At 64.2% G+C, this 16621-nt stretch carries 10 protein-coding genes; 5 read left to right on the forward strand and 5 right to left on the reverse strand.

Annotated features, from left to right (window positions below; all coding sequences use genetic code 11):
- Positions 1–39 precede the first annotated feature (39 nt).
- The 3 genes from ACEWE8_RS16485 to mexE are packed head-to-tail and all read right to left on the reverse strand — an operon-like array spanning position 40 to position 5885.
- Positions 40–1455 (reverse strand): efflux transporter outer membrane subunit, encoded by a 1416-nt coding sequence (locus ACEWE8_RS16485; RefSeq protein WP_046787678.1) that lies wholly within the window; start codon positions 1453–1455, stop codon positions 40–42.
- Positions 1452–4631, reverse strand: a complete 3180-nt coding sequence (locus tag ACEWE8_RS16490) for an efflux RND transporter permease subunit (protein WP_046787677.1) — start codon at positions 4629–4631, stop codon at positions 1452–1454. Before ACEWE8_RS16490 ends, ACEWE8_RS16485 begins: the two co-directional genes overlap by 4 nt.
- 12 nt (positions 4632–4643) lie before the next feature.
- Positions 4644–5885 carry a multidrug efflux RND transporter periplasmic adaptor subunit MexE gene (mexE, locus tag ACEWE8_RS16495; RefSeq protein WP_046787676.1) on the reverse strand — a complete coding sequence of 414 codons (1242 nt, stop codon included), beginning with the start codon at positions 5883–5885 and terminating at the stop codon, positions 4644–4646.
- A 230-nt stretch (positions 5886–6115) separates the two neighbouring features.
- Between mexE and ACEWE8_RS16500 the strand changes: the two genes are divergently transcribed.
- Positions 6116–7237 carry an MFS transporter gene (locus tag ACEWE8_RS16500; RefSeq protein WP_046787713.1) on the forward strand — a complete coding sequence of 374 codons (1122 nt, stop codon included), beginning with the start codon at positions 6116–6118 and terminating at the stop codon, positions 7235–7237.
- 138 nt (positions 7238–7375) lie between these two features.
- Here ACEWE8_RS16500 and ACEWE8_RS16505 read toward each other — a convergent pair whose 3' ends face one another.
- Complete coding sequence (locus ACEWE8_RS16505) at positions 7376–7855, reverse strand: GNAT family N-acetyltransferase (RefSeq protein ID WP_046787675.1); 480 nt, start codon at positions 7853–7855, stop codon at positions 7376–7378.
- Between the two features lie 128 nt (positions 7856–7983).
- On the opposite strand from ACEWE8_RS16505, the gene ACEWE8_RS16510 reads away from it, so the two are divergent.
- From ACEWE8_RS16510 to ACEWE8_RS16520, 3 genes are all read left to right on the forward strand, one after another.
- Positions 7984–8613 (forward strand): LysE family translocator, encoded by a 630-nt coding sequence (locus ACEWE8_RS16510; RefSeq protein ID WP_046787674.1) that lies wholly within the window; start codon positions 7984–7986, stop codon positions 8611–8613.
- Between the two features lie 21 nt (positions 8614–8634).
- On the forward strand, positions 8635–9507 hold the full coding sequence (locus ACEWE8_RS16515) for an alpha/beta fold hydrolase (RefSeq protein WP_046787673.1): 873 nt from the start codon (positions 8635–8637) through the stop codon (positions 9505–9507).
- 281 nt (positions 9508–9788) lie between these two features.
- Entirely contained in the window at positions 9789–10049 is a 261-nt protein-coding gene (locus tag ACEWE8_RS16520; RefSeq protein ID WP_046787672.1) for a DUF1652 domain-containing protein, read from the forward strand.
- 79 nt (positions 10050–10128) lie between these two features.
- On the opposite strand, the gene ACEWE8_RS16525 is transcribed toward ACEWE8_RS16520, so the two are convergent.
- Positions 10129–10416, reverse strand: coding sequence for a hypothetical protein (locus ACEWE8_RS16525; protein WP_046787671.1), 288 nt, complete (start codon positions 10414–10416; stop codon positions 10129–10131).
- A gap of 313 nt (positions 10417–10729) precedes the next feature.
- On the opposite strand from ACEWE8_RS16525, the gene mnxG reads away from it, so the two are divergent.
- Positions 10730–16618 (forward strand): manganese-oxidizing multicopper oxidase MnxG, encoded by a 5889-nt coding sequence (mnxG, locus tag ACEWE8_RS16530; protein ID WP_046787670.1) that lies wholly within the window; start codon positions 10730–10732, stop codon positions 16616–16618.
- Positions 16619–16621: the final 3 nt, after the last annotated feature.

Raw genomic sequence — 16621 nt, forward strand, 5'->3', positions numbered from 1 at the left:
GGAGGAGCCAACCAAAGGAGTCGTTTAAAAAGTGAGAACTCAGCGCACGCTGGCCACCGAGTCCGGCTGCCAGCCACCGCCCAGCGCCTTGTAGATCGAGACAATGCCGCGATACAGGTCAACCTCGCCCTGCGCCTGTGCATCTTCGGCGCTCAGCCGCTCACGCTCGGCATCGAGCAGCACCAGATAATCCACCGTACCTTCGCGGTAACGCACCGAAGCCAGGTCAGCCGCCTTGCGGCTGGCCTCGCTCTGGCGCATCAGCGACAGCAGCCGCTGCTGGGTCTTGTCATAGTCGCTAAAGGCGTTGGCCGACTCTTCCAAGGCCAGCAGTACCTGTTGCTCATAGTTGGCCAAGGCTCCTTCGGCATCGGCTTTGGCACCGCGCAGTCGGGCCCGCACGCTGCCCAGATCGAACGCAGCCCAAGTGATGCTTGGCCCCAGCCCCCAGGCGTTGGCTGCCGACGAACCGATCTGCGAACCGCGCGCGGCGGTAAAGCCTAAAAAGCCGCTCAGGCTCACCCGCGGGAACAGGTCGGCAGTCGCCACGCCCACATTGGCGGTGGCTGCGGCCAGTTGGCGCTCGGCACTACGGATATCCGGGCGGCGGCGCAGCAGCTCACCCGGGTCGCCCACCGGCAGGGCCTTGGCGATAGCCGGCAAGGCCTTGGGCGAGAGGTCCACGTTCAGGGCATCCGGGCGCTGGCCGAGCAGGGTGGCAATCCGGTGGCGAGCCCGTGCCTGCTCGGCCTGCAGTTGTGGCACGGTGGCTTCGACCCCGGCCAGGCGGGCGTCGGCGCGCACCACATCGAGCTCGTTGCCGACCCCGGCGTCGCGCAGGGTCACCGTGATGCTGCGCGACTCCTGCTGGGTCTTGAGGTTGGCCACGGCGATCTTCTCGCGCAGTTGTGCACCACGCAGTTGGCCATAGGCATCGACCAGTTCGGCGATCAGGCTGACCTGCAGCTGTTGCAGGTCGGCCTGGGCGGCCGCTGCCTGAGCGTCGCTGGCCTCGATCTGGCGCTGGATACGGCCGAACAGGTCGAGCTCCCAGGCCATGTCCAGGCCCAGGTCGTAACGCTCGCTGTTGACCCGTTGATCGGTCTGGCCGGGTACCTGACCCTTGCCGATCTCACTGCTGGCGCGGCTGGTGACCACCGGCAACTGGTCATTGGCGGCATCATCGCGGATCGCCCGCGCCGACTTGAGCCGTGCAAAGGCCACGCGCAGGTCGCGGTTGCCGTCCAGCGAAGCCTGCACCAACTGGTTGAGTACCGGGTCATCGAACTGCTTCCACCACACGCTTTCGAAGCGGCTACGGTCGAAGGCCTTGGCCTGCACGTCGCTGGCCAAACGCGCAGGCTCAGTGTTCGGCGCTTTGTAGTCCGGGCCTACCGCGCAGGCCACCAGGGCCAGGGCCAGCAGGCTCGGGGTCAGGGGTTTGAGCAGCTTCATGCGTGGTTCTCCAGCGATTGAACGCGTTCGGCCTTGCGGGCCTGGCGACGTTCGACGAAACGGCGAATCAGGAAGAAGAACACCGGGGTCAGGAACAGGCCGAACACGGTCACGCCGATCATCCCCGAGAACACCGCGACACCCATCGCATGGCGCATTTCCGAGCCGGCACCGGAGGAGAACACCAGCGGCACCACGCCCATGATGAACGCAATCGAGGTCATCAGGATCGGCCGCAGGCGCAGGCGGCAGGCTTCCAGCACCGCAGCCAGCGGGTCGAGGCCCTTGGCTTGCTCGTCCTTGGCGAACTCGACGATCAGGATGGCGTTCTTGCACGCCAGGCCCACCAGTACGATCAAACCGATCTGGGTGAAGATGTTGTTGTCGCCACCGGAGACGATCACTCCGGTAATCGCCGACAGCAAGGTCATCGGTACGATCAGGATCACCGCCAGCGGCAGGCTCCAGCTTTCGTATTGGGCCGCCAGCACCAGGAACGCCAGCAGCACGCACAGCGGGAACACCAGCAGCGCGGTGTTGCCGGAGAGGATCTGCTGGTAGGTCAGGTCGGTCCACTCGAAGGTCATGCCGTTGGGCAGTTCCTCGTTCAGCAGTTTCTCGATGGCCGCTTCGGCCTGGCCGGAGCTGTAGCCCGGGGCTGCCGCACCGTTGATTTCCGCGGTGATGAAGCCGTTGTAGTGCATCACGCGATCAGGCCCGGAGGTGTCGCTGACCTTCAGGAAGGTCGCCAGCGGGATCATCTCGCCCAGGTTGTTGCGCACCTTCAACTGGCCGATCTGCTCAGCATCGAGGCGGAACTGCTGCTCAGCCTGGACGTTGACCTGGTAGGTGCGGCCGAAGCGGTTGAAGTCGTTGGTGTACAGCGAGCCCAGGTAAACCTGCAGGGTGTCGAAGATGTCGGTGATCGCCACGCCGTGGGTCTTGGCCTTTTCCCGGTCGATGGCCGCATCGACCTGCGGCACGTTCACCTGGTAACTGGTGAACAGGCCAGCCAGCTCCGGCACGTTGTGGCTCTTGGCGATGATGTTCTGGGTTTCCTTGTACAGCGCTTCGTAGCCCAGGTTGCCACGGTCTTCGATCTGCAGGCGGAAGCCGCCGATGGTGCCCAGGCCTTGTACTGGCGGTGGGGGGAAGATCGCGATGTAGGCATCCTGGATGTCGGCGAACTGGGCGTTCAACGCCGCAGCGATGGCCGCTGCCGACTGGCTCGGGTCCTTGCGCTCATCGAACGGCTTGAGCGGGGTGAACACGATGCCGCTGTTGGGGCTGTTGGTGAAACCGTTGATCGACAGGCCCGGGAAGGCCACCGAGTCGGCCACGCCGGGTTGCTTCAGGGCGATTTCGCTCATGCGCTTGATCACCGCCTCGGTGCGGTCGAGGCTGGCGGCGTCAGGCAACTGGGCGAACGCCACCAGGTACTGTTTGTCCTGCGCTGGCACGAAACCGGTCGGCGTGGACGAGAAACCCAGGTAGGTCAGGCCCATCAGGCCGGCATAGACGAACAGGGCGATGCCGCTTGAGCGGATGACCCGGCGCACGCCACCGACGTAACTGTGGCTGGCGCGGTCGAAGAAGCGGTTGAACGGGGCGAACAGCCAGCTGCCCAGCAGTTTTTCCAGCAGCCACGAGAAACGGTCCTTGGGTGCGTGGTGGTCCTTGAGCAGCACGGCGGCCAGGGCCGGCGACAGGGTCAGCGAGTTGAACGCCGAAATCACGGTCGAGATGGCGATGGTCAGGGCGAACTGTTTGTAGAACTGCCCGGTAAGCCCGGAGATGAACGCGGCGGGCACGAACACTGCGCACAGCACCAGGGCGGTGGCGATGATCGGTCCGGTCACTTCGCCCATTGCCTTTTGCGTGGCCTCCAGCGGCTTGAGGCCCAGCCCGATGTTGCGTTCGACGTTCTCCACCACAACGATGGCGTCGTCCACCACGATACCGATGGCCAATACCAGCCCGAACAGCGAAAGGGCGTTGAGCGAGAAGCCGAACAGGTGCATCACCGCGAAGGTCCCGATCAGCGACACCGGTACAGCCAGCAGCGGGATGATCGAGGCGCGCCAGGTCTGCAGGAACAGGATCACCACCAGCACCACCAGCACCAGCGCTTCGAACAGGGTGTGCACCACCGCTTCGATGGAGCCGCGCACGAAGATGGTCGGGTCATAGACGATGCTGTAGTCCATGCCTTCAGGGAAGTCTTTCTTCAGCTCGGCCATCTTCGCCCGTACTTCGTCGGAGATCTCGATGGCATTTGAGCCTGGGCGCTGGAAGATCGGAATGGCCACTGCCGGCTGGTTGTTCAGCAGCGAGCGCAGGGCGTACTGGCTGGAACCCAGCTCGACCCGGGCGATGTCCTTCAGGCGAGTGATTTCGCCATCGGCACCGGCGCGGATGATGATGTTCTCGAACTCTTCCTCGTTCACCAGCCGGCCCTGGGTGTTGATCGACAGCTGGAAGCTGGTCGAACCGGGGGCGGGCGGGGCACCCAGCTGGCCCGCGGCAACCTGGCGGTTCTGCTCGCGGATGGCCGCGACCACGTCACCGGCGGTCAGGTTGCGCGAAGCGGTCTTGTTCGGGTCGAGCCACACCCGCAGCGAGTAGTCGCCCATGCCGAACAGTTGCACATCGCCCACGCCGCCCAGGCGCGCCAGTTCATCCTTGATGTTGAGGATGGCGTAGTTGGACAGGTAGAGCATGTCGTAGCGGTTGTCCGGCGAAGTCAGGTGCACCACCATGGTCAGGTCGGGCGAAGCCTTGTCGACGGTGATACCGATACGGGTCACTTCTTCCGGCAGCTTGGGCTGGGTGCGCGTGACACGGTTCTGTACCTGCACCTGCGCGTTGTCCAGGTCGGTGCCCAAGGCGAAGGTGATGGTCAGGGTGAGCTTGCCATCGGCAGTGGATTGCGAGGACATGTACAGCATGTTCTCGACACCGGTGATGGCTTGCTCCAGCGGTGCGGCGACGGTTTCGCCGATCACCTTGGGGTTGGCGCCCGGGAAGTTGGCGCGCACCACCACGGTAGGCGGCACCACTTCCGGGTATTCACTGATCGGCAACTGGAACAGCGAGATGGAACCCGCGATCAGCAGCACCAGCGACAGCACCGCGGCGAAGATCGGCCGGGTAATGAAGAATTTCGAAAAGTTCATCGGTGTTGTCCCTTAACCGCGCGGCGCTTGGGCGCCGGCGACTTTTGCATGGGTGCCGGCAACCTTCGGCGCCGGGTTGCTGGCTTCCAGAGCCTGGCGCTGCTGGGCGAGGGCGGCGAGGGTCTGCTCGCTGGCCATGGGCGTTTCTTGCGGGGTGACTGGCGAGCCAGGGCGTACCCGCTGCAGGCCCTTGACCACGATGCGGTCATCCTTGCCCAGGCCGCTGCGCACGATGCGCAGGCCTTCGAGCTTGGGCCCCAGTTCCACGGTGCGGTAGGTCGCCTTGTTGTCTTTGTCCATGACCAGTACGAACTTCTTGCCAAGGTCAGTGCCCACGGCTTCATCGTTGATCAGTACCGCGTCGTACTGGGCGCTGCCCACCAGCTTCAGGCGGGCATACAGGCCAGGGGTGAACTGGCCGTCGCGGTTGTCGAACACGGCGCGGCCACGGATGGTGCCGGTGCGCGGGTTGACCTGGTTGTCGACGAAGTTCATGTGGCCCAGGTGCGGGTTGCCGGTTTCGTTGGTCAGGCCCAGGTAGACCGGGGTGGCCTGGCCGCGCTGGCCTTCACGCGCCAGCTGGGTGTACTTGAGGTACACGCGCTCGTCGGTATCGAAGTAGGCATAGACCTTGTCGGTGGAGACCACGCTGGTCAGTGGCGTGACATCGGCAGTGACGATGTTGCCGGCGGTGTACTGGGCGCGGCTGACGCGGCCGCTGATCGGCGCGGTGACGCGGGTGAAGCTGAGGTTCAGGCGGGCCAGGTCAAGCTGGGCCTGGATCGCATCGACACCGGCGCGGGCCTCGGCGGCAGCGCTGCTGCGCGACTCGGCAAGCTCGGCGGAGATGGCGTTGCTGTCACGCAGACGCTCGCCACGGCGAGCTTCATTGGCGCTGCGGATGGCGGTGGCCTTGGCCTGTTGCAACTGGGCTTCGAGGCGGCGCACTTCAGCCTGGAACGGGCGTGGATCGATCTGGAACAGCAGGTCGCCTTTCTTGACCTGGGCGCCTTCGGTGAAGCCCACCAGGTCGATCTGGCCGGACACGCGCGGGCGCACTTCGACGGTTTCCGGGGCTTCGAGGCGGCCAGTGAATTCGTCCCATTCGTTGATCGGCTGCTCGATCACCTTGGCGACGGTGACCTTGGGCGCGGCGGGAGCCTGCACGGCATCTGGGGTGCGGCCACAAGCGCTGAGCACCACCACTGCCAGGGCAGCGAGGGGGAAGCGCAAGGGTTTGAGTGAGTGGTCCATGGAGAACTCCGCCAAAGTATTAGTAGTGGGCGGAGTGTGAGTGCCTTGCGCGTGACGCACGAATCGAACGCAGCGAAGGTTATTATCACGCCCAATGATATGTCGGGATATTTCATCGATGGCGAGCATGGTAGGGTGCCGGCTCTGATCCTCCCCCGTATGTGAACCAAGGCCCGATCGTGAACAGCTCCCCGCAACTACCCGGGCCCCTCGGCATCGTCTGCCTGGGCATCCTGCAAATACTGGTCTGGGGCGGTTCGTTCTTCCTCATGGCGGTGATGGCCGAGCCCATCAGCCGCGACACCGGCTGGCCCAGCCAGTGGGTGTACGGTGCGCTATCGCTGAGCTTGATGGTCTCGGCGCTGTTTGCCCCGCTGTCCAGCCGCCTTGTTGCACGCTACGGTGGCCGTCCGCAGATGGCCGCCAGTGGCGCCGTGGTCGCGGTGGGCTTGCTGATCATGGCCGCCAGCCAGGGCCTGGGGCTGTTTTTGCTGGCCTGGGTGGTGATCGGCGTCGGCATGGCGATGGGGCTGTACGAGGCACTGTTCGCCACCCTTGGCGGGTTGTATGGCGAGGGTGCGGGCAAGGCAATCACGGGCATCACCCTGATCGCCGGCTTCGCCTCGACCCTGTCTTGGCCGACCGTGGCCTTGGCCATCGAACACCTGGGCTGGCGCACCACTTGCGGCTGCTATGCGCTCGTGTTGCTGTTGGTGGTGGCGCCTCTGTATTGGCGCGTGTTGCCGGCCGGAGGGCGGATTGAGGTACGCAAGGCTCAGGATCAAGGCACCGCGACCGGGGCCGACCGCCAGCTTTACCTGCTGTTGACCAGCATGTTCGCTATTGGCGCGATCATCATGACGGCAATTGCCGTGCAACTGGTAGCCGTGCTCCAGGGCCTTGGGCACTCGCTGCCGGTGGCAATTGGCCTGGCGGCGATGCTCGGTCCCAGCCAGGTGGCCTCCAGGGTGTTGCAGATTCTGGCCGGCCAGCGCCATCCGATCTGGACGGCCTTGGCTTGGGTCAGCCTGGTGCTGGTCGGTCTGCTGCTGGTCACGCTGGTGCCGGCGGCCACGGCCGTGGGCCTGCTGGTGTTCGGTTGTGGTAATGGCTTGCGGGCGATCGTGCGCGGGCTGTTGCCCTTGGCGATGATGCCGCCTGCGCAATACGTGCTGTTGATGGGGCGCATGTCGCGGCCGTCGCTGATCGGGCAGGCGTTGACGCCGGTGGTGGGGGGCTACCTGTTCGAGCACTTTGGCGCGATGGGGGTGCTGGTGACCTTGTGCCTGTTGGCGCTGGTCAATGTGGTACTGGTGGGGGCGGTGATGCAACGGGTGCGCAGCGGCGCGTGACGGCCGGCTCCCACTGGATTCGCGCTGAGCTTGAGAGCAGCGGGGTCCCTGTAGGAGCCGGCTTGCCGGCGATCACCGGCAAAGCCGGTGCCCTGCACCGCAGCGTCTGCATCTCGGCAAGCCCACAAAGGTTACCGATCAACCGCGGGCAAACTGCAGCAGCCTGTCCCCATCCAGCCGGTACCGCACCCACTCATCCTGTGGCTCGGCCCCCAGCGATTTGTAGAACCCGATCGCCGGTTCATTCCAGTCCAGCACACTCCATTCCAACCGTCCGCAGCGGTTCTCTACGGCTTCGCGGGCAATGTGCCGCAGCAGGTCGCGGCCCGCGCCACCGCCGCGCTGTTCAGGCGTGATGTACAGGTCTTCCAGGTAAATACCGTTTCGCCCCAGCCACGTCGAATAGCTGTAGAAATACACGGCAAACCCCACTGCCTGGCCATCGCGTTCGCAGATCAGGCTGTGCACCGTGCTGCCCTCATCGAACAGGCTGTGCTCGATATCGGCAAGGGTGGCGACCACTTCATGGCGCGCACGCTCGTACTCGGCCAGTTCGGTGATGAATGCAAGAATCTGTGCGGCGTCAGTGCGTACTGCGGGGCGAATGGTAAGGCTCATGCTGGGCTTCCTTGATAAGCAATGCGTCGTATCGATACAGTCATGTGTGTCTGCGTAATTTAAGGTAACTGTACCGGTTGTACGGAAGGCGACTGCCGTAGTGTGACAGCACTCATTACCATTCTGGAATGCCTGCCATGCTTGCCTCTTTCGACCTGCTGATGGCCTTTGTGCTGTTTGCCTTCGTTTCCTCGATAACCCCAGGCCCCAACAACACCATGCTGCTGGCCTCTGGGGTGAACTTTGGCGTGCGTCGCTCCATCCCTCACGCCCTGGGCATCAGCATCGGTTTCATGGTCCTGGGGCTGGCCGTTGGTCTGGGCCTTGGCGAGGTGTTCAAGGCCTGGCCTGCGTTGTACACCGTGCTGCGTTACGTGGGCGCTGCCTATTTGCTCTACCTGGCCTGGAAGATCGCCACCTCCGGCCCGTTGAGCGCCGATTCGTCCAATGCCCGCAAGCCGCTGGGCTTCTGGGGGGCAGCCGCGTTCCAGTGGGTCAACCCCAAAGCGTGGGTGATGGCGGTAGGGGCGATCACCACCTACACACCGGCCCAGGGCTATGTGCTGAACGTGATCGTCATCGCGGCCGTGTTCGCCCTGGTCAACCTGCCCAGCGTCGGCGTGTGGGTGATGTTTGGCAGTGCGCTGCGCAACCTGCTGCAGAACCCGCGCTGGCTGATGCTGTTCAATGTCCTGATGGCCTTGCTGCTGGTGATATCGCTTTACCCGCTGCTATTTGTAGAATCGGCGTTTTCGTAACGCGTCGAGTACGGCAAACCCATGCAGTTGATCCCCTGGTCTCACCAATGCTCCGAAGGTTTCACCCTGCGCGGCTGGCGCTCGCCGGCCAGCGGCAAGCCGCTGCTGCATTTTTTGCACGGCAATGGCTTTTGCTGCCTGGCCTACCAGCCGATGCTGGCGCGCCTCGGCGAGCAGTTCGACCTGTGGCTCAGTGATGTTCAGGGGCACGGCGACAGTGACCATGGCGGGGTGTTCCGCGGCTGGAACCGCACGGCTGAGTTGGCAGTGGAGGCGTTCGAAGCGGGCCGTGGCGAGTATGGCGAGGTACCTCGCTATGCACTGGGGCACAGTTTTGGTGGCGTGCTCACCGGGCTGATCCTGGCCATCAGGCCTGGGTTGTTCGAGCGCGCCGTATTGCTTGACCCGGTATTGTTCAGCCGGCGCATGATCGGGGTCATGGGGGCTGCTGCGCTGGTGGGCCTGCACCGCCGGCATGCCCTGGCGCGCAAGGCCGCCAACCGCCGCAGCCATTGGCCCGACCGCGAAGCGGCAACGGCTTCGCTGCAGGGGCGGGGCATCTTCAAGGGCTGGAGCGATGCAGCGCTGCAGGCCTACATCGAACATGCCATCGGCGATTGCGGTGAGGGCGTGGTGCTCAAGTGCCGGCCCAGCCGTGAAGTTGAGATTTTCAGCTCCTTCCCTGCGCGCATGTGGGCGCATCTCGCCGCCATCCAGGTTCCCACCCGTGTGTTGTATGGCGAACAGACCTATCCTTTCGTGCCGCATTCGGTGCAGCGGCTGGCCGCGATCAACCCCAGGGTCCAGGCTCGTCAGGTCGCCGGAGGTCACTGCTTCATGCAGGAGGATCCGGCCGCGGCGGCGCAACAGGTACTGGACCACCTCAAAGGCTGAGCAACGATCACATGGGCGGGGGCGCTCGACGTCATTGGCACTGTTTATGCGCTACCCGCCACGCGGTCGCCAGCGCTGACCGCCTGTCGTGAAGTGCCTCGATTGGATCGAACGGTAAGAGGGCTTGCCGGTTCTTCCACTAAGGTGCTAGTTGATCTTGCGCATCATCAATTGCCCCGGCGCATGGACGGCCGCCTGGGCATGGGCATTATCAATTGGCACCCTGCCTGCCAAAGGCGTACTCCAATAAACAGGCCATCCACTCAAGAGAGGGTCTTAACATGTCGTTGATAGGTGTTTCGATGCTGGAAATGCGCCAACTGATCGAACAGGCCTGCCTGCCTGATCTTTGTGAAGTGAGTTGCCTGGATGGCACAAGCCTGACCATTCGCTTGGGTCAGGGGCCAAACATGGAGCAGGGTGTGACGCTTACAGGCGTTCCATTGCAGAACCTGAACAGTTGCCGTGACGTGGTGAAACTGGTTGACCAGTTGCATGCGCTGCGTGACAGCCAGCCAGCGTCGCTGAAGGCGATCGCCTGACCACCCAGGGGCACCGGTCAGCCGAAGCTGGCCGGGCGCCATATTCTGCTGTCAGCCCACCTCGCCGTCGTTGATCGGCTCATTGCAGCTCCAGCAGCAGGTTCAGCCCGCCATCACCACACTTGCCTTGGTCACGGACCACACCATGGTAACTGCGGCCATCCCACACGAAGGCCACGCTGTGCGCCCGCTCGACTTTGTCCGGAAGCGGCGGGCAGATGTGCAGGCGCAGGGCAGGGCGCCCCTGCACGTTCAGTGCAGCGAGTTGGCACTGGCATTCAACGCTCATGGCAATCGGGCCGAACAGCGTGTCGCGCACATAGTCCAGTTGCACGTTGGCGTTGGGGGCACGGCCGGGCATCTTCATCGTTGCGGGGCTCCTGGAAGTTGACGTCGATCAGCATGTGGAAAGCAACTGAGTGCGGACGTTCAACTTTTTATGGGGCCTGTTTACAGGTCGTTTACCCACCCCTGCGGCAAACCATGAATACCCCATTTTCTGGTGACCCACACCCCCCGCAATGACAACGAATACCATCCCCTGATGTGGGGGGCGCAGCGGGGAATCCACCCCAATCCGGTTCGATTGATCGTCCAACCAATTGAATAAAAAGGATATTTGCTTCTGGCATACACCTTGCTGACCCTCTTGCACAGTTCCTGTGTCCCGGAGGTGCAGCATGTCGACCCCCAACAAAGGCCCCGTCCTCACATCACTTGTACTGGCCCTGCTGGGCTGGACAGCGACCAGCGAGGCGGCTGTGCAATGCCAGCGCACCTTGGTGGCCAACGTGATCGCCCTGGACCAGCCCCTGATGTTCAACCGCCTTGGCGCGCAAAACGCCAACGGCATGATGTTCGCCCTGCGTCAGGATGTGGTGGACGAGCACCTGGTACCCTTGAGCAAGGGGGGCGCCGCAGTGCCGGGCAAGGTGACCCTGCGCCCGGACAAACGCCCACGTCCCATCGTGCTGCGGGTTGCCGCCGGTGATTGCCTGACGGTCAACCTGACCAACCTGTTGGCTTATCAGGCCAATCCCAACAAACACGGTATCGACCATGATGAGAACGAGTTCGAAGGTGTAGAGGGAGAAGAAGCCGAAGAAGGCGATGAAGCCGAAGAAGCTGCAGAAGTGGAGAATGACGGGGGCGAGCACTTCGTCGTCGACGAGCAGGTCACTGATCGCCACGTCGGCTTTCAGGTCAACGGCCTTCAGGCCGTCAACAGCATCGGCGACATTGCCGCCAACACCGGCCGCAATGGCAACTTCCTGATCGCCCCGGGCGCTACCCGCAGCTACACCCTCTACGCCGAGCGCGAAGGTGCCTTCGCCGCCACCAGCCAGGGTGCCACGTTCGGCGGCCAGGGTAACGCCGGCAACGTCGCCAATGGCCTGTTCGGCCAGGTGGTGGTGGTGCCCAAAGGTGGGCGCACCTATCGAAACACCCTGACCGAAGAGGAAATGCGCCTGGCCAGTACCGGCCGTGCCGCCACCGGCCAGCCCGTGGTCGACTACGAGGCCCGCTACCCACAGGTTGAGCCGTGGATAGCCGAAGGCAAGGCCGGCAAGCCGATCATCGCCATGGTCGACGGCAACGAAATCCTCAGCAGTGAAACCGACGCCATTGTCATGGGTCCCAACCCGGACGGCAGCTTCCCGCGTTCAACCTACCCACTGGAAAGCATCAACAAGCGCAACCCGGCCTTGCCCAACCGCCTGGAGGCGTTCCGCGATTTCGCCTCGCAGTTCGCTGATGAAGTGGCGGCCACCCAGGCCTTCCCCGGCTACTGGGCGGACCCGGTCATGGGGCATGTGCTGGAGCCTACGCGCGACGCGTTCATGATCAACTACGGCTCGGGGGGCATGGGCGCGGAAGTTGTGGCCAACCGCCTGGGGGTCGGGCCGATGCACGATTGCCTGTCCTGCGCCTATGAAGAGTTCTTCCTCAGCGCGCACACCGTGGGTGATATCGGCACCCTGGTGGACGTGCCGGCCAACATCGGCCTGGAACACATTCGCCCAGGCGAGACCCCGCCGGCCAGCGCCATTGGCGTCAAGGCCAACATGGCGCTGTACCCGTCGGAGCCGGCCAACGTGCACCACAGCTACATTGGCGACTTCACCAAGTTCCGCAACACCCACAACGGCCATGAGCAACACATTTTCCACCTGCATGGCCACCAGTGGCTGTTCAACCCCAATGACGACAACTCCGACTACATCGACGCCCAGGGCATAGGCCCAGGTGTTGGGTACACCTACGAGATCGCCAACGGCGGCTCGGGCAACCGTAACCGTGTGGCGGGTGATGCCATCTACCATTGCCACTTCTATCCGCACTTCGCCCAAGGCATGTGGGCCATGTGGCGGGTGCACGATGTGTTCGAGGAGGGTACCCGCCTGGAAGTCAGCGGGCAGGGGGAGGACGGCTTCCATGACACGCCCTTCGCCTTGCGCAGCGGCAAGCCGGCGGCCGGCGCACGTGCGCTGCCGGACGGCGAAATCATTGCAGGTACGCCGATCCCGGCGATCGTGCCGCTGCCAGGCAAAGCCATGGCGCCGATGCCGGGCAAGGTCGTGGTCGTGCCGAAACTGGCGCAAGAGCTGATCGCCGAGGATGACGAGGATCATGATGACCCAGAGCACGGCGATGACGATCACAGCGACGCGCCAGGCGCAGCCAAGGCTGTAGGCTCGCTGGCACTGGTCGACCGCAGCGAAACCAACCGCAACGCTGACGGCACCCTGAAAAACCCAGGTTACCCCTTCTGGATCGGCGGCATGGAAAGCAGTGTCGGCCAGCGTCCGCCGACCCCGCCGCTGGATATGCTCGACCCGGCCATGGCACGCCAGCTCAAAGACAGCGGCGCAGCACTGTGGGCCAACCTCGATGGCAACCAGGTCGACGGTTGGGATGGCGGCCTGGGCCGCCATGCCCTCGATGGAGTGTCGGCCGGTGGTGAGGCCGTGACCACCACCACCAAGCTGGACTTTTCCAAAGTGGTAGAAAAGGCCAAGCCGATCTACCTGCCCGAGGAGGGCACCGACGTCGAGCAGGCCGCCATGCAGTTCCACGCCAAGGCCGAGCACCCAAGCTTTGCCCTGATCCCTGGCAGCCAGCCGGTGGCCAAGGCATTTCGCACCAATGGTGCACTGCCAACCGCCGGTGCCCCCTTCTTCGAACCCTGCATGGATGACCGCGGCAAACGCCTTACCCAGGCCTCGTCCACGGGCGAATACTTCAGCGGCGAGAGCCTGGGCGGTATCAACTTCCGTGGTGCCTCCACGTTCACTGCCGACCGCCCTCGCATCTACAAGGCGGCCAACATCCAGTTCGACGCGGTGTACAACAAGGTCGGCTATCACTTCCCGCAGGCGCGCATCCTTGCGCTGTGGGAAGACGCCTGGCCGGTGATCACCAAGCAGCGCCCGCCAGAGCCGCTGGTGATGCGCATGAACACCTTCGACTGCACCATGTACCAGCAGACCAACCTGATCCCGGCGTTCTATGAAATGGACGACTACCAGGTGCGCACACCGACCGATGTGATCGGCCAGCACATCCACCTGCCCAAGTGGGACCTGACCGCAGCCGACGGTTCAGCCAACGGCTGGAACTACGAAGACGGTGTCCTCTCACCCGGCAGCGTGGTGGAACGGGTGAACGCCATCCGTGCGTTCAATGGCTGTTCACAAGGCGACAGCCGCGACGGCACCGCCGCCTGCCCGACAGCCAAGCTGCACCCGTACTTCGGCCGCTTTGGCCGGGCCGACTGGGTGGGCGCGCGCACAGCCATGCAGCGCTGGTTCGCCGACCCGCTGGTCAACGTGCACAACGTCGACCGCGGCCTGGGCACCATCTTCACCCATGACCACTTCGGCCCATCGACCCACCAGCAGTTGGGCCTGTATGCCACTGTGCTGGCCGAGCCTGCCGGCTCCACCTGGCACCACGCCGAGACCGGCGAGCAGCTGTACAACCCCGCCCTGCGCCAGGACGGTGGCCCGACCTCGTGGCAGGCGGTGATCAATACCGGTGACAACGACGGTGATGGCAAGAACGACAGCTATCGCGAGTTCTTCCTTGAGTACAGCGACTTCCAGCATGCCTATGAAGCGGGCGTGTATGTGGGCGCCGGCCCCGATGGTGTGCCCAACGCCCAGGCCTACCCAGCCACGGCCGACAGCTTCCGCTACGCCATCAACCCGCCCGTGCGGCAGAAGGCTTCGAACCTGCTGGAGTCGATCGTCGAATCGCGCGGTGGCCTCAACCCTGGTTGCCCGACCCGGCCATGCCCACAGGCGATCTCGGTGGATGACCCGGGCATGTTCGTCGTCAACTACCGCAACGAGCCGTTGGCCCTGCGCGTGTTCGACCCGAACAAGGTGGCGCCGGACGGCAAGCGCGGCATGCAGGCCGACGGCCTCGGTGGCGACCTGGGGTATGCCCTGCAGAGCCGTACCGACCGTGCCATCCCGGCCATGAACCTGGCCCCCTCGGCGATCAACTCTGCGGTCGGCCCTACGGGTGGCACCACCTTGTTCCCGCCGCACATCAACACGGCAGGCAGCGAACCAGGCGACCCGTTCACCCCGATGCTGCGCACCTACTCTGGCGACAACGTGCGGTTGCGCATGCACGCTGGCGGCTATGAGGAGGAGCACAACGTCACGATGCACGGCGTCAAATGGCTGCAGAACGGCACCGGCTACGGCAGCAGCTCCAACTCGGGGTGGAAGGCCTCGCAGATGATCGGCATATCCGAGCAGCTGGGCTTCCTGGCGCCGGTGTCGATGATCTCCAGCTCCGCAACCACCAATGGCGACTACCTGTATTCGCTGGACGCAGCGCTGGAAGGCTACTGGAACGGCATCTGGGGCGTCATGCGCAACTACACCGCGCAACGTGCCGACCTGTTCGCGCTGCCGAACAACCCGCAGCCGGTGGCCATGCGCAACACCATCAACTTCGATGGCATCTGCCCGAGAACCACGGCCAACCCCAGCGGCGTCGGCAGCCGGCCAACGGTCAAGCGCAACTACGAAATCGTCGCCGCGCTGGCCAACGACATCCTCGAAAACCGCAACGGTGTCAGCATCAACGACCCGGCCGGTATCGGCCAGCACGTCGGCGGCCCGCTGAAGGCCAATGGCGGCACCCTGGTGTTCAACAGCCGCACCACCAGCATCCCGCAGGTGACGGTGACCGACGAGGAGGATGGCACCACCTTCACCGTGGGCGGGCACAGCGCGCCACTGCACGACCCGACCGCCGTGCTGTATGTGCGCAAGGCCGACCTGGACACCAACACCGGCAAGCTCAAGGCCGGGGTGCCGGTCGAGCCTCTGGTGCTGCGCGCCAATGCCGGCGACTGCATCAGCATCACCCTGGAGAACCGCCTGCCGCTGGTGATGCCGGACCTGCCCAGCACGGCGGTGATGCAGAACGTGGTCAAGCGCGACCGCAATGACAGCGAAGGCGCTACCGCCTTCAACAACAACCTGATCCGGCCCTCCAGCCACGTTGGCCTGCACGCACAGCTGCTGGCCTATGACATCACCAAGTCCGATGGCGTCAACGTCGGCCTCAACCCGGAGCAGACCGTACCGCCGCGCAGCGGTAACAGTGGTGCCTACCCGACCAGGGTGTACCAGTACTATGCCGGGCACCTGGAGCGTGAAGGCAAGCCGGTGCTGCAACTGGGCCGCACGGTGGACAACATCCGCACCACGGCAATCGAGTTCGGCGCCCTCAACCTCACCCCGGCGGATGTCATCAAGCAACCGCAGAAAGGCCTGGTGGGCGCCATGAGCATCCTGCCGCAGACCGCGACCTTCACCGAGGACGCGGCCAGCCGGGCCCAGGCCACGGTCAAGGTCAGTGGCCAGCCGGACTACCGCGACTTCGTCACCGTCTGGCAGCGTGCGCTGAACATGCGTTGGGCCGACGGCCGCCCGGTGGAGGGTATCGCCACCGAAGGCAACGGTGTGCCAGGTGACCCCAAAGACAACGGCAACATGGCCATCAACTACAAGACCGAGCCGCTGTGGTTGCGCTTCGGCCTGGCACCGGACGCTCCGTTTGGCCGTGCCGATGGCTTTGGCTTCGCGGATGTACCCAACGCGCACATGGCCTACAGCAATGCCCTGGTGGGCAGCGACCCGCAAACCCCGGTGCTGTATGCCAAACCCGGTCAACCCGTGCGCAACCATGTGGTGATGCCCAGTGGCGGCAGCCGTGGCATCACCTACCAGCTGGACGGGCACCTGTGGCCACTGCATGCCTACCAGGCCGAGAAAAACGACCTCGATGGCTACCCGATGAAGCAGCCTGGGATCGGGTCGGTGCGCTTTGGCTACAACCCGATGTCGATGTACATCGGTGCCCAGGAGAGCGTGCTGCCCGCCGCGCACTTCAGCTTCATGTTGCCCAGCGCCGGGGGCGCCAACGCGGTGCCGGGCGACTATCTGTTCCGAGACTACGCCGCCTACGGCAATACCTCGGGGCTGTGGGGGATTCTGCGGGTTACCGACGACGCACCGCCGGCAACGGCGCCGGCACAATAAGAA

Source organism: Pseudomonas sp. TR47 (genome assembly GCF_044143025.1).
GTDB classification, from domain to species: domain Bacteria; phylum Pseudomonadota; class Gammaproteobacteria; order Pseudomonadales; family Pseudomonadaceae; genus Aquipseudomonas; species Aquipseudomonas putida_E.